The sequence below is a fragment of the Megasphaera sueciensis genome (genome assembly GCF_050219315.1).
Classification (GTDB): domain Bacteria; phylum Bacillota; class Negativicutes; order Veillonellales; family Megasphaeraceae; genus Megasphaera_A; species Megasphaera_A sueciensis.
The window spans coordinates 1,068,166-1,083,524 of record NZ_CP116939.1; the positions used below are offsets into that span (position 1 = coordinate 1,068,166).

General features: G+C 46.5%; 13 protein-coding genes. 1 reads left to right on the forward strand and 12 read right to left on the reverse strand.

From position 1 onward, the window contains the following. Positions 1-262: 262 nt before the first annotated feature. A complete protein-coding gene (locus tag NXG62_RS05120; protein WP_427113877.1) occupies positions 263-1,261 on the forward strand; it encodes a LacI family DNA-binding transcriptional regulator in 999 nt (332 codons plus the stop codon). A 140-nt stretch (positions 1,262-1,401) separates the two neighbouring features. On the opposite strand, the gene NXG62_RS05125 is transcribed toward NXG62_RS05120, so the two are convergent. The 12 genes from NXG62_RS05125 to NXG62_RS05180 all read right to left on the reverse strand — a co-directional run bounded on the left by NXG62_RS05125 (position 1,402) and on the right by NXG62_RS05180 (position 15,205). Beyond that, complete coding sequence (locus NXG62_RS05125) at positions 1,402-2,745, reverse strand: aspartate aminotransferase family protein (RefSeq protein WP_427113878.1); 1,344 nt, start codon at positions 2,743-2,745, stop codon at positions 1,402-1,404. Positions 2,746-2,764: 19 nt separating this feature from the next. Next, positions 2,765-3,559, reverse strand: coding sequence for an SDR family NAD(P)-dependent oxidoreductase (locus NXG62_RS05130; protein WP_427113879.1), 795 nt, complete (start codon positions 3,557-3,559; stop codon positions 2,765-2,767). A 14-nt stretch (positions 3,560-3,573) separates the two neighbouring features. Further along, positions 3,574-4,578 (reverse strand): phosphotransferase enzyme family protein, encoded by a 1,005-nt coding sequence (locus NXG62_RS05135; RefSeq protein WP_427113880.1) that lies wholly within the window; start codon positions 4,576-4,578, stop codon positions 3,574-3,576. 51 nt (positions 4,579-4,629) lie between these two features. Then, positions 4,630-5,361, reverse strand: a complete 732-nt coding sequence (locus tag NXG62_RS05140) for an amino acid ABC transporter ATP-binding protein (protein WP_427113881.1) — start codon at positions 5,359-5,361, stop codon at positions 4,630-4,632. Between the two features lie 18 nt (positions 5,362-5,379). Further along, positions 5,380-7,215, reverse strand: a complete 1,836-nt coding sequence (locus tag NXG62_RS05145) for an ammonium transporter (RefSeq protein ID WP_427113882.1) — start codon at positions 7,213-7,215, stop codon at positions 5,380-5,382. 76 nt (positions 7,216-7,291) lie between these two features. Then, positions 7,292-8,161, reverse strand: coding sequence for a transporter substrate-binding domain-containing protein (locus NXG62_RS05150; RefSeq protein ID WP_427113883.1), 870 nt, complete (start codon positions 8,159-8,161; stop codon positions 7,292-7,294). 52 nt (positions 8,162-8,213) lie between these two features. Then, positions 8,214-8,912 (reverse strand): amino acid ABC transporter permease, encoded by a 699-nt coding sequence (locus NXG62_RS05155; RefSeq protein WP_427113884.1) that lies wholly within the window; start codon positions 8,910-8,912, stop codon positions 8,214-8,216. A gap of 110 nt (positions 8,913-9,022) precedes the next feature. Further along, positions 9,023-10,303, reverse strand: coding sequence for an aminotransferase class III-fold pyridoxal phosphate-dependent enzyme (locus NXG62_RS05160; RefSeq protein WP_427113885.1), 1,281 nt, complete (start codon positions 10,301-10,303; stop codon positions 9,023-9,025). A gap of 17 nt (positions 10,304-10,320) precedes the next feature. After that, a complete protein-coding gene (locus tag NXG62_RS05165; RefSeq protein WP_427113886.1) occupies positions 10,321-11,970 on the reverse strand; it encodes a M20/M25/M40 family metallo-hydrolase in 1,650 nt (549 codons plus the stop codon). 235 nt (positions 11,971-12,205) lie between these two features. Continuing rightward, positions 12,206-12,970 carry a helix-turn-helix domain-containing protein gene (locus NXG62_RS05170; RefSeq protein WP_427113887.1) on the reverse strand — a complete coding sequence of 255 codons (765 nt, stop codon included), beginning with the start codon at positions 12,968-12,970 and terminating at the stop codon, positions 12,206-12,208. Positions 12,971-13,268: 298 nt separating this feature from the next. Next, positions 13,269-13,682 carry a hypothetical protein gene (locus NXG62_RS05175; protein ID WP_427113888.1) on the reverse strand — a complete coding sequence of 138 codons (414 nt, stop codon included), beginning with the start codon at positions 13,680-13,682 and terminating at the stop codon, positions 13,269-13,271. After that, positions 13,682-15,205 (reverse strand): DNA repair protein, encoded by a 1,524-nt coding sequence (locus NXG62_RS05180; protein WP_427113889.1) that lies wholly within the window; start codon positions 15,203-15,205, stop codon positions 13,682-13,684. The genes NXG62_RS05175 and NXG62_RS05180 overlap by 1 nt, the downstream gene beginning before the upstream one ends. Positions 15,206-15,359 lie beyond the last annotated feature (154 nt).

Sequence of the window (15,359 nt, forward strand, 5' to 3'; positions counted from 1 at the left end):
GAATTCTTCTCCGCTTATAATGTAATCGCTTACATTTATTAATGGTAATGTATCATTCGTTTCCTGATTCGTCAATATGATTATGCCGAATCGGCATGAAAACGTGAAAAATAGCACACATATATATCATATTCACATAATACATTGCAAATCTTCGGCAAACCTCCTACTATTATCCATGAGGACTTCTCTCTTCCCATGTTCCGCAAATCATGTTACTATGTGTAGTCATACGTATAGTAACAATATAAAGAGGAAAATCATGACTATTTACGATATAGCAAAAAAATGCAATGTATCGATCGCTACGGTTTCGCGTGTATTGAACGGCAGTGATCGCGTAAGCGAAAAAACGAGAGCCAAAGTACTAGCCGCCATAAAAGAGCAAGATTACGCCCCCAACCCATTTGCCCGAGGTCTGGGGCTGGATTCTATGAAAATGGTCGGCGTCCTCTGCTCGGACGTAGCCGACGCTTTTTATGCCAAAGCCGTATCGCTTATTGAACATGCTCTGCAAAAACACAATTTTGATGTGATGTTATCCTGCACGGGAGAAAGTAACGGCAAAGATATTAAAGCACTCCGTTACTTGATGCAAAAACATGTAGACGCCGTCATTATCATCGGGACTCCCTTTGCCGTGCAGGGCAATGCGGCTGCATTAAAAAAAATAGCGGAACAAATTCCCTTAGTCGCGATCAATAATAATTATAAACTTCCGGGGACTTACAGCATCATCTGCGATGAACAAGCAGGCATGCGCAATGCCGTATATGCGCTATCTAATACTGGCTGTCGTTCTATTTTATATCTATATGACGCCCTTACCTACAGCGGACGGCACAAACTAAACGGGTATAAGCAAGGGGTTCTTGAACTCGGTCTGGATACACAGCCTGCCTTGACACAAAAAACACCGCGCACCTTTGAAGCCGTGGCGGCCATGATCCATAGGCTGCTGAAACAGAAAGTACCGTTTGACGCCATTCTCGCTTCCGAAGATATCCTGGCAGTTGCCGCGCAGCGAATCGCACGAAGAAATAATCATGGTGTCCCCGTCATCGGCTGCAATAATTCGATCATTGCCGAATGTGCCACTCCGACGCTTACCAGTTTAGATAACCGCCTGGATCGTCTTTGTGAAACGGCGATCAAAACGATCATCCAGCTCATGCAAAGCGAGGCTCCGGCCCTTCCCAGCAAAACCGTGTTCGACGCCAACTTGATCGAACGGGAAAGTTTTCAAACCCACAAGCAATAAAACCTATATTAAAAACCAAGGGGGCTGTCGCAGCAGTAAAAATCACTGCCTGCGACAGCCCCCTTGGTTTTTAAAAATTAACATTGGTTTATACATGTTATAATTCTATGAAGTTAGAGATCTAATATATTATTGAGTCATTAGGATTTATTCAATTTATCTAATATTTTATCTAGTTGATCAATAAAATAGTCAACATGTTCTTTTTTCATAATAAGCAGAGGGCGAAGTTTAAGACAATTTTCAAAAATACCGTACGTACTTACAAGAACATGCGCTTCACGAAGAGAATTTACAACTGCCAAAGTTTTTATGGAATCTGGTTCTTTAGTCTTTCTTGATTTAACAAATTCAATAGATAAATAAAGTCCTACCCCCCGTACATCCCCAATACATGCATATTTACACTGCAATTTTTTTAATTGCTGTTTCAGATAATTTCCTGTTACACGACAATTTTCTAATAAATTACATTCTTGCAATTCACTTAAAACGGCAGATGCGGCCGCAATGGAAACAGGATTTCCACCGAAGGTATTGAAATAACGACACGTTCCGAATGTATCCAATAATCCAGGAGCTGTTACACATGCGGAAATAGGGATTCCGTTCCCCATTGGCTTTCCCATTACAACAATGTCCGGAACGATATGATGTCTCAAAAATCCCCAAAAGGCATCCCCGGTGCGACAGAATCCGGACTGCACCTCGTCGGCAATATAAAGGCCGCCATGCCGGTGGACGACATCGACCACCGGCTGCAGAAGGCCGACAGGATCAGCCGCAAGTCCGTCACTGGAAAAAATCGTATCCGCCAAAAATGCGGCGAACCGTATGCCATGCCGTTCCAAATCAGTGATAGCCGCTTCCGCATCCTGTGCCAGCCGTCTCCCTACGTCTTCACTATCAGACCGATAGGCGATAGGCGCCCGCACGGTGCACACATGCTGCCCCAGCGGAACAGCATCCCCCAGGGACGGAGATACGGAGGATACCGCCATCGTCGTACCGTGATAGGCAAACTCGCTGATAATGACACCCTCTGCCTGCGTATTGGAAAAGGCAATGCGCAGCGCCAGATCGACCGCTTCACTGCCCGTACAAGCAAACATAATACGGGATAACGGATCCGGGAAAGTAGCGAGGAGTCGTTCGGCATAATCCAAAATAGCCGGGTGCAGATACCGCGTATGCGTATTCAGCAGCGACACCTGCCTTGCCACGGCCTCGGCCACCCGCTTATTACAGTGTCCGACAGACACGACGTTGTTGTAGCAGTCCAGATACGGCGTTCCTTTCACGTCGTACAGATACATGCCGTCGCCGCGAACGAACTCCAGCGGATGATCGTACATCAGACGATACGCCGGTCCCAGAAGCTCCATACGCCGCGTGATCAACTGCTGCTCCCCTGCATCAAGCTCTCCCATACGATCCAATGAAAATCCGTTAGGCATTCCCGACGGATTTATTTTGTTGTCCATATCGTATCACTCCACTTCTCTATGAATCCCGCAACCCCATGACTGTCGTTTCAGAAATGCTACGGCCACCATCGATAATAACGGCTTGTCCCGTAATGTAGGCAGCGCCGTCACTTGCTAAATATACAGCCAGATTCGCCACATCTTGCGGCGTTCCCAATCGCTGCAGAGGAACGCCGGCAGCGATTTGCCCAAAGACATCCTGCAGGTTTCCCGGCTGCGAAATTTCTGCACTGTGCCGGCTCATATCCGATTGAATATAGCCGGGGCAGATAGCATTGACCGTAATATGATACGATGCAAACTCCACAGCCAGTGACTTGGTGAATCCGATGAGCGCCGCTTTCGTCATAGCATAAGCACAATCACCGGGATCTGCCACAAACGGGCCTGTCACGGAAGACATATTGATGATCCTGCCAAAGTGCTGCCGCATCATGTGCGGAAGAACAAGCTGCGTACAATAAACGGCCCCCAATACGTTCGTTCTGTAATGCTGTTCAATCAATTCGCCGGACATGTCTAAAAACCGACATAGGTGGGACATGCCGGCATTATTGACTAAGATATCAACAGAGCCCATATCCTGATCAATTTTGGCTGCGGCTTCTCGTACCGATGCAGCGTCTCCGATATCTGCCTGATACGGATAAACGGTATCCCCCAACACAGCGGCGGCCTCCCGTACTTTTCCGCTCCGTCCCAAAACGGCAACAACGGCACCGGCTGCACTGAAGGCAGCAGCAACGGCTCTTCCTATGCCGCTGCCGCCGCCTGTAACAAGCGCTTTTTTCCCTGCTAATTGATTACCCATACTTCGCCCCCATGTCAATGATGTACTGCACCGGATAGATACTGTTCCGCCAAAGCAAGTGTTACCTCGAAATAGTCGTCTCCGACATGTGAAACAACATCATTTCCTTTACGCGTGGAAAGCCAGCCTAAACGAACTAACCGGCGCAACAGCACAAAAACAGGGATCATCTGTATATCTTCATCCGTAAGCGCCCTGACAGTTTCATATCCCGTGCACCAGCCATTGACCAGCTCATCCAAATGATCATTCTGATGACTCAAAAAAGCCGCAAGATCATAAAGAAACCAACCGTACCCGCAATCGTCAAAATCGATGACCGTCACATCGTTCCCGTTGACCAGAAGATTGCCGGTATGGAGGTCGGAGTGAATGAGGAAATAGGTATCCCTGCTTTTCCCGTACGTCTTCAATTTACGAATGATCCGCTGCGCTGCCGTATTTAAAAGCTGCCGGGATGCGTCAGCTGCCGGATACAGATTAAAATCACCCCAGCGCGCCCGATGTCCCAAAAGATTTTCCACATCCCACTGAAAACAATCCAGATCCGGTTTTTCACGAGATCGAAGAAAAGACTGCACATGTAATTTAGCCGCTATTTCCCCGACTCGTACAGCCATACTACTGTCGATGGGTCCGGCAAGATGCTCCAATTCCTCTCCTTCCACGTATTCCGAGACGATATAATAATAGATCTGTGAATTGCCGGGAAAGGTAAAATGCCGCACGGCAGTTCCCTGCATATCGGTATAGACCTGCGGGATATGCACATCTGTCTTTCTGCGTATTTCATCCATCCAGGCAACTTCTCCAAGCAATTCCTTGGGTCGATGATATCCCGGCTTATTCACACATATGATCGCTACCTTTCCACCTGCTCCGTCATATGCGGCGTAAGTGATATTTTCCGAATACGAAATACAGCAAATGGATTCTATCGTTCTCAAGTCATAATGCATCATGATTTCATTCTGCAAATAGGGAATAAAATTTTCCCGTAATGCACCAAATTCCGCCATTACAGTTGTCCCCCTCGTCTCAACCTTCCGTTTTTCGAAAAAGTCGCCCGATCACGATGAAAGAACGCGCTGCAGAAATACCTTGGTGCGTTCATTTTGCGGATGGGAGAAAATATCGGCCGGTTTTCCTTCCTCAATAATATATCCCTTATCCATGAAGATGACCCTGTCTGCCACATCGCGTGCAAATCCCATTTCATGAGTAACGACGGCCATCGTCATGCCGGCCTTCGCCAAATCCTTCATGACGGAAAGTACATCGTTGACAAGTTCCGGATCCAATGCCGATGTCGGTTCGTCGAAAAGCAGCATATTCGGCTGCATTGCCAGTGCTCTGGCAATCGCCACACGCTGCTGCTGACCGCCGGACAATGTTGCCGGGTAGGCTTGGGAAAAATCGGACAGGCCCACCTTTTCCAACAACTCTATCGCCGCTTCCTTCGCTTCCTTCTGGGAGACATGCTTGATTTCCACCGGCGCATACATCACGTTTTTCAGCACCGTAAACATAGGAAACAGATTGAAACGTTGGAACACCATGCCGACTTCCTGGCGCAGTTTGCGGGCGTCCGTTTTTTTATCGATCAATGTTTCTTCGTAATAGAGCTCGCCGCTCGTCGGGGTTTCCAACAGGTTCAGACAGCGGAGAAACGTGCTTTTCCCAGATCCGGACGGGCCGATGATAACGACGACCTCTCCTTCTTTTATTTCCATGTTGATGTCCTTCAGGACTTCGTTATTCCCGAATTTCTTTTCCAAATTCTTGATTTTAAATACACTCATTTTATTCACCTCAGCCGCCTACGAGATCGGATAGTCTTGAAGCGCGTCATAGCCCTCTTCACCGGTACGAATTTTAATGACATTTTCCACATCGTATACAAATATTTTCCCGTCCCCGTAACGGCCCGTGTAGAGTATCTTCTTGGCTACGTCGACAATGGTCGTTGTCGGTACAGCGGAAACGATAAGCTCAATTTTCACTTTGGGCAGAAGGCGTGATTTCACCTTGGACCCGCGGTACACATCCGTATGCCCCTTCTGCAGACCGAATCCAAGGACCCGTGTCACAGTCATGCCCGTAATGCCGACTTTTTCCAGGGCATCCTTCAGTGCTTCAAAGCGCAGTTCTGATGTAATGATGACAACATGCGTCATCTTCGGTCCTTTACGCGTTTCAGGAGCCGCCGGAAGATGCTCTACCGGGACCGCGTCGTCCACATTGACCTTGCCCGTGCTGCCCCGCTGCGGCCGCCATCCTAATTTCATGCCCTGCAGCGTGGGTATGGGATCACCGGACATCCGCGTATCAGCCAGTGGATCAAGTACCGGTGCCGAATCGGCATATATACCGGCCAGCCCCTGTTCCCAAAAATCCAATCCTGCGACTTCCTCATCCTGCCCGACACGCAGTCCCGTAAGCCGGGAAATAACATAAAACAGAGTAGCGCTCAGGATCGCTCCGTAAAACAGGAGACTGATGATGCCTCCTAACTGCGTCAAAAGGAACGTCGTGCTTCCCGTATACAAGATGCCGCCCTGCTGTGACAGGACTCCGGTAAGGATGCAGCCGAGGATGCCGCAGACGCCGTGTGCCGAAACGGCACCGGTCGGATCATCGGCCCGCAGTTTCTTATCCACAAGTTCTATCGAGAATACGACAACGAGCCCGGAAAGGATGCCGATAGCAAACGCCCCGAACGGCGATACGAGATCGCAACCGGAAGAAATAGCAGCAATACCGGCAATACCGCCGTTCAGCATCATGGAAATGTCCGGCTTGCCGTAGCGGATCCACGTAACAAACAGCGTCGCCGCAATACCGGCCGCCACTGCCAGATTCAGGTTGAACAGGACAGTTCCAATGGTTTCACCGCCGGGTCGAACGAGAAAGGAACCGCAGGCGATGCCGAACCAACCGAGCCAAAGGAGAAACATGCCCTGTACGGATAAGGACAGATTATGACCGCGGATGGCGTTGGATGTACGATCCAGATTGTATTTCCCGATACGGGGCCCGACCATCTTGCATCCGATAAAGGCTGCGATTCCACCAAGACAGTGGATTGCCGCACCGCCGGCAAAATCATGAAAACCGAGAGAGGCAAGCCAGCCGCCGTCGCCCCAAATCCAGTGACCGGCTATCGGGTACACAATGGCACTCATGCCTATGCTGCAGAGGCAAAAAGCAGAGAATTTGGTCCGTTCCGCCATGGACCCGAATATGATGGCCACGACTGCCGCACAGAGCATCGTCTGAAACAGCAGAATCGCCTGTGTATCAAACTCGCTCCCATATCCCAATGTATAGGCGGCGGCAAACAGGTCTGGGACTCCCAGTATCCCCGTAATGTCCCGCCCGAAAAGGAAGCTGAAGCCGATCGTCCAGAACAGCAGCGTGGACAAACTCAGATTCATGAATATCCGGGTCATGATATCGGCAGCATTTTTCGTACGGACCAGACCCGACTCCAGCATTGCAAATCCGGGCTGTAATACAAACGCCAGGAATGCTGCCAAGACAAGCCAGCCGATATCTGCCGCGGGGTACGCAACATCTGTCCCGGCAGCCAGTGCACAGGGTGCCGCAGCAACCAGTACGGCAGCCGGAATACCGATCTTTTTTGCGTCCATCATACTCCCCCCCTAATAACTAAATAACTACTATTGAACTTACGAATTTACTAACTGCGAACTTACAAACTGCTAATTACTAACTCTTCGCATTATTAACAGCCAGTTCGCTGTATTCTTTGATCCATTGCTGCACTTCACCACTATCGCGGGCTTCCTTGATCACTTCGTTGACAACGTTCATCAATTCGGCATTATCGCGATCCTTGCCGGCACTCACGATCGTATCCATTTTGGCCTTTGGGCTCTTGAACTGAACAGAAGCGACCATAACATCCGGATTGGTGATAAGGTACTGCTGCGCAATAACTTCATCCACAGCAAAACCGTCCAGTTTATTTTGCTTCAATTCCATGAGCAGATCCGGGATCTGGTCGAGGACGACCTGCTTGGTATTCGGCATATCGGCCGTTACAACAGGAATCGCCGTTGAAGATTTTTCTACTCCCATCTTCGTGGAGGCATCAAAGGATTCCAGCGTCGTAAATTTATCCGCATCAGACTTGCGAATAATAACGACATATTTCGAATTGATATACGGGTCGGAAAAATCCATCGTCTTGGCGCGTTCTTCCGTCGCCGTCATACCGGACATGCCCAAATCGACCTTATTGCTACTGACGGAAGCCAAGAGCGCCGTAAAGTTGCTGTCAACCATTTTCACCTTGACGCCCAGCTTTTCCCCGATTTTTTTGGACAACGCCACGTCGATGCCAGTCATCACTTTCCCCTGTTTTGATGTATCGACGAAATCATACGGCGGATAATTGGTTTCGATAGCGACAGTTATTTCTCCCTTTTGCTTGATTTGTTCCAGCGAGGATGGTGCTTTTTTGGTATCGCCGCCATTCGACGGCGTCGCACCGCCGCCGCATCCGGCAGCCAGCAACGTAAGTCCGGCCAACAGTGTACATAGGATAGTCTTTGTCTTCTTTTCACTGCATAACATATGAATTCCCCCTTAAACATAAATACAATCAAAACCAGACATCTTGCGATTTTTATTTACTGTTGCTTTTATTCAGATTCATTTCCATCAGTCGGACCAAGGCCGAGATAATAAGCGTCATTATCAAATAGATAACGGCTACAATGACAAGCGGCGGGAACGGCTGAAAGCTGATGCCCTGCACCGTCGTTGCGGAAAACATGAGATCTGCCAGTCCGATAACGGAAACCTGCGAGGATGCTTTTACCATGACGATGAATTCGTTGCCCAAAACCGGCAGTAAGTTTTTCAGCGCCTGCGGCAGGACAATCTTCAGCATCGCATGCCAGGTACTGAACCCCAATGATTTGGCCGCTTCCATCTGCCCGCTGTCGATAGACTGCACGCCGGAACGGATGATTTCGCAGGCATATGCCGACATGTTGATCGTAAGTGCGAATATACCGGCAAACATACGGTCGAATTCAACTCCCATAAACTCGACCGAGGGAAACTGTATCCCCAGCAGCGGCAAACCGAAGAAAGCCAGCGCGATCTGTACCAAAAGCGGTGTCCCGCGGATAACTTCTACATAAACGACGGTAAGCCAATACAACGGCGGGATCTTGAAAATATTCATTTTGAACAAAGCCAGTAGAATACCCAACAGCAATCCCACAAATGTGGCAAGGAGCGATGTGAAAATCGTGATTTTTGTTCCCATGATAAATATGTCGCCGTATTTGATAGCCGTATTCAATATAACATCCATAACATGCTGCTCCTTTCTGCGGATAATAAACAAACGGCGCTCTTAAACCACGTTGGGTTCAAAAGCGCCGTTGCTTTTAGTAAGTCCGTTATGTAATTTCAGAAAATCCATTAAGATAGACAAACCGTAAAGCAACTATCCAGAATCGTGACAGCTTCATCTATTTCTTTTTTGCTGACCGTACATGGCGGGATAAAACGAATAGCATTATGATATGTGCCGCAGCTGATAAGCAGCAATCCTTTATCAAGTGCTGTATCAATAAGCTTGGTTGTCAATTCCGTATCAGGTTTCTTGCCATCCTTTACCATTTCAATTGCCAGCATCAGGCCGAGTCCGCGTACATCGCCGATCACCGGATATTTCTTCTGCAGCTGCAGTAATTGTTCTTTGAAATAAGCTCCCATCTTGGCCGCATTTTCAATGCCGCCGTTCCGAAGGATCTTGAGCGATGCAAGTCCTGCCGCACAGGAAACGGGATTTCCGCCGAAGGTGCCGCCATGCGCACCCGGCAGCCATTTTTTCATCACCGATGTCTTGCCGATAACGGCACTAAGCGGGAAACCTGCCCCGATGCCCTTGGCTGTAGAGAAGAAGTCCGGGCGGACACCGAAATGTTCCTGGCAATACAGTTTGCCCGTACGGCCGTTGCCGCACTGAACTTCGTCAAAAATAAGCATAATACCGTATTTATCACACATATCACGCATAAAATGAACGAATTCCTTTGGTGGTACGATATAGCCGCCTTCGCCTTGTTCCGGTTCCATAATGATGCCTGCTACGGAATACGGGTCTACGATCGTATCAAACATAGTTTTGAACTGTTCCATGAAGAATTCCGGACACTTACCGTCCTTTACCGGTACAGGACTATGGTAGAGATCCGGGTACCGGGCATAATAAACACTTGGCATAAGTCCTTCATAATGCTTGCGGTATGCCGAATTCGATGCCGTTAACGCCATCGCCCCCATCGTACGCCCGTGGAATGCATTGATAAAGGTGATGATTGCCGGACGTTCCGTCGCATATTTGGCAAGCTTGATCGCTCCGTCGTTCGCTTCACTGCCGCTGTTGCTGAAATATATCATGGAATCTCCGCCGACGGCTTTGGTGATTTCTTCCGCAAGAGCAACATAAGATTCATAATATACCACATTGTGACCGGCATGAACCAGATTTTCCATTTGTTTACGAGCCGCTTCTATAACAAGAGGATGGTTGTGCCCGACATTATTGGCACCGATGCCCATAACGAAATCCAGCAGCTTCCGGCCATCGTCCGTATACAGATAGGATCCTTCCCCTTTGACGACCCCCAGTTTCGTATACCGTGCCGTACCCACCGGCGGGATCACCTTACATGCTCTTTCATATAAACTTGCCATATCTAACATCCCCCTTATTATAAATAGTTGTATATAGTCTGCATAATCAGTTCCGGCAACACGCCGAAACTATATGGCATATATACTCGTTCTGTCTTTCTATGCGCATCTTTTCCAAAACAACCGTAATTGATGCTTGGTATGGATAGCTGTCGAATCATATCTGTAGGTACAGGAAAGAGTGTATGGTAGAGCGGAAAATTATGAATAAGCTCATCAACCGATTCCTGACTGTCATCAATTTTCAAATAACTGCTATCGCTCAGACTTGGAAAAAAATGAAGCATTTCGAATGTTTCCCCTGTTTCTTTACCTACCGAGGCCGCTATGTTTCCGATTCCTTCCATTAATTCCAATTCTGCGCTATTGTTGCTGTGAAGTGTATTATGCGGCAAATACGGCGGTGACAGGAAGATAACCACAATCGGAGCACTTACATTAAGACGTCGGCATAATTCACGCACTGCCATAAGAGAAATCTCACGAGCATCACTGCCAGCTTCCTGTTCCTTGGCTGCAATATTTTCAAGTACTTGTGGCATATCCGAAATCCCTTGTCGCAAAGCCCGCTGCATAAGTTCCTCAAACAAATATACATGTCCCTCAAATTGCAGTGCACGTTGGGAGCTCCCGGAAATTTTCGAGTACATATTTGCTTTTTTCTCTTGCTGCTGTAATACTTCTGTCAACGTTTTCCGGGCAATATCTTTAAGTTTGAATAAAACATTTCCCATATCGTCATCTTCTACCATATAACTGAAGTACACCAACGCTTCACGAATAGTTTGAACATCATACCGCGGCTTGAGATCCTTCATCTTCAACACAACCGGCGGCAAAGAACATTCCCCGTCATAGGTATCGCATAAAGCAGGATTTAAGTCGATAGCGTGAACAATACGGGAAGCTATACCAGCGGCACTGACGCCTTCATAACATTGTCCTACATGCGTCTCCTTGCCAAGCACATAGAAGCTTGGCAATATTTTCCCCATAGCCCCCGTATAGATATAACGTGTTGTATCTCCGGCATACAACGGACAAATATAATCATTATTGACAGCAAAGATATAATCCAATCCCTCTTGCTCCCGTAAATCCAATAATGTTTGCAATGCTGCAAGAATACCCGTATGATGATTCTCTTCCACAGGGTTGAACATAAACAAGATATTCCCATCGATCTGTTCCGGCTGAAGACTAAGATGTTTCAGAAGGATAAGGAAAACAGCATCGCCGCTTTTCATATCGGACGCACCGCGGCCAAACAGATAATCTCCCGACTCGAGATCATGTCGAACCTCTGTATCCTGAGGCAGTTTTTTCATTTCTTCTGCCAACCGGTCACAATCAAAGGCAACCTCTTTAAGTACACCCAAATCATCAACACCAACGGTATCTATATGTCCATGAAAAAGCAACGTCTTACGGCTCTTCCCTTTTGTCCCCCGTAACAGCGCAAAAACATTTTTACGCCCGAGCGAATCTTTGGCAATATTTTGGACAAATACATCTCCGGAATGGTTTCGAAAATACGGCATATCGGCAATGTACTGATAGATGAAATCAGCGATGGCTGCTTCTCCCCCACGAGAACCGTTTATACTTGGAATAGAAACCAGCTTTTTCGTTAAATCTTTCATTTCCTCAAACATAATTTTATTCACTATGCACACCTCTTACTGTTTAGCAATACGAACAGCCAATTCATCATTTTTATGAAGGGATTTATCTATCTCCCCATTACCCTTTTCTTCTTTAATTACTTCATGAAGTAAACAGGTAGATTCCCCCCATCCACAAAATCAAAAAGAGACAATGAAATCGATAAACGACTTCATTGTCTCTTTCCTTTATGGTATATCATAACACCAAGTCAAAGACAATTCTTGTAAAAATTCATCATGATAAAGAAAATTTAAAAGTTTTATAGAATTTTTTAGGTGAATAGCAGGTGTAATATTTAAAAGTTTTTGAAAAATGTGCCTGATCATAAAATCCCATTTCTGTGGAAAATAACTGCAAATTATTGATTTTTTTATGGCGCATGAGATAAATTGCCTTTTGCATCCGCAATGTATCGATGAAAAATTTCAAGGACAAGCCTGTTTCCGCTTTAAAAATACGGTTAACATGGACATGGCTGTATCCGGTTTCCGTGATAAGATCATCCAACACGGCAGCTCCCCCTGCCTCATCCAGTCGTGACAGCAGAAATTTTGTAATAGGATGAAAATGAACATTGTCCCCTATCGGCATCATGTGATTAAATAGATGAATCCGTTCGCAAAACTCTTTAGTATGAGACATTTTTTCTAATAAATCGCTGAATGGTTCTTTATCATTGAGACAAATAAACGAATCAATGATTTTATTCAAAGACTCGCGAAAGCAGTTAAATACAATTCCCGGACGGATGCGAACACCGAAAGCTTTTCCTGCTATAGGAATAATGCGATTTCTGCCTTTGAGTGCCGTGCCGCCCAGATAAACCGCCGGATGTTCCTGCCCGTAGAGAAACAAAAAATCAGATGCACCATCAGGTATAACGATGATCGGTTTATTACCCGGATTATAAAACTCAAAGTAAGCTTCAATAATAGGATGCTGTACCAATACTTCTCGATATAAAACATCCTGATCAAAACAATAGGTTTGTGAACGCATTCGTACCACCTCTTTTCAAAACAAAAAGAAGCCTCGGCAGCGCCAAGACCTCTTTGTCTTTACTATATTTTTATACTAGTTCAATCACGGTGTTTTGTCAATCAAAATATATTGCTAAATGACCTGAAATTTCAAAGGTTGATGATAATACGAAGTAGGACACACAAAAAGACAAAGACAACATCTTCTGGTACGATAGACTCGTCACCAATTCACCAACCGGAAGTTGGCGGATTATATTGCCAACCAATATCACAAGGAGATTTCACTATACAACCACACCATCATTTTACTCATGCTAAACGAATGTATCTATTTTTTTCATTTGTATACTATCACCGATGGGAATTTCCATTCCATCCGTCATGACAACAATGCCTTCATATTTTTTTATTTTTTTCACATGACCGACAACTGTAATATAGGCGCCGCCGTCTTTTTTATCATCCGGTTTAAAATATGTAATAGCAACCTTCGGTTTATAGTCTATCTGTGCCTGTATTCGCATCAGTGTTTCATTGATGTCAGCTTTCCTATCTTCATCTAACTCCAGTTTCTTATTTGTCAACCGTGCCGTTTCTTTTACCGCATCGCCATAGCCGGCCAGCGTTGCATACGGAGAAAACTGTGCCGCCCGAGCTGAAATAGACATACGGGGATGTGTCGGCGAAGTGGGATGTGGTAGATGTATGATATCATCGTATGTACTCATTATGCTTTATGCCCCCCTATCTGTGTATTCCGTTCTATCGCAGTAGCCCCGTCTTGCAGGTCGATTCCCTTTAAGATCGCATTTTTCCCGTATTTTTTCTGGATAGCCAGCATCGCCCTCTGCTCTTTTCTTTCCCGTATCAGTGCTGCTTCCTCTTCTATCCGCTTCTGATCTTCCATGGCATACTCCGTAAAGAGATCCCCTTGTTCCGGAGTATGCATGTCTATAACACCCTTTTCATCAACGACGTGGTTGGCTGTTACATGGATCCGTCGGACTAAAAGAGCAGGATCGAGAATGTTATCGCACAATTCCATAACAGCCTTCATGATGAGCCGGGTGGAGGAAGTCTGCCGGCCCAGGTTTGCTGTACCGTGCGCCTGTTTAGGTATCGTGCGTCCGTAACGGTCCGTGGTGATTTCGCCCTGATAGGACTCTCGCAATGCTTGATTTTTAATGTTTTCCACATCATACCCCACCGTTAGTACCACTTGATCGGTCACCCGATTTTTATCTACCAAATCAAGGACAAGCCGTTCCGTCATTTCACGAATGACCAGTTTGGTTTTATCGAAAGTATAGGGAAACTTGAGGACCTGGCCCGAGCTTACACTTGCCGAACTCGGCGTATAGGCTTTTACATCTGCTATGGTACAGGGTTCCCAGCCCCATGCATGGTCTATCAACAACTCCGCAGGAACACCGAATAGCGTATATAGCAATTCTTCATTATGATATTCATACTTTTTCCCCAGAGAACATCTGGCAATATCCCCCATTGTGTATAAGCCGTTTTCTTCCAATTTTTTTGCATAGCCGCTCCCCACCCGCCAAAAATCTGTAATAGGACGATGGTTCCAAAGATTCCGCCGGTAGCTCATCTCATCCAGTTCTGCGATCCTGACGCCGTTTTCATCCGCTTCTACATGTTTGGCCTGCACATCCATGGCAATTTTACACAGGTAGAGATTGGTACCGATTCCTGCCGTTGCCGTGATACCTGTCGTATGAAGCACATCCAAAATCATTTTCATCGCAAGTTCCCGCGGTGAAAGCTTATATGTTTTGAGGTAGCCGGTCACATCCATAAATACTTCATCAATGGAATACACATGGATATCCTCCGGCGCAATGTACTGCAAGTAAATTTGATAAATCCTCGTGCTGTATGTTACATACAGTCCCATCCGTGGTGGCGCTGTAATGTAGTCCAAGGATAATTCCGGTGAAGCTTTCAATTTGGCATCATCAAAAGAAGAATCTGTAAATGTATGCCGGGGCGCCATGAGCTGTCGTTTTGCATTACCCTCTTTGACTTTCCGCACGACTTCGAATAGTCTTGCCCGTCCGGGAATACCATACGCTTTCAGCGATGGGGAAACGGCAAGACAGATTGTTTTTTCCGTCCGCCTTTTATCCGCCACTACAAGGTGTGTTGTCAAGGGATCCAGCTTACGTTCCACACACTCGACGGAAGCGTAGAACGATTTCAAATCAATTGCAATATAAGTATGCGTATCCATATGCTCCCTCCCTGACGAATATCTTATTTCTTATATTGTATCACACTACAGATTCATCATCCATCTTGAAAAAAGTGCATGATGTCATAAAAATTCTATCCGTCCTAGAAGCTTATATTCGCTCTTGCCTACATCTCTCATGGACGTAATGGTA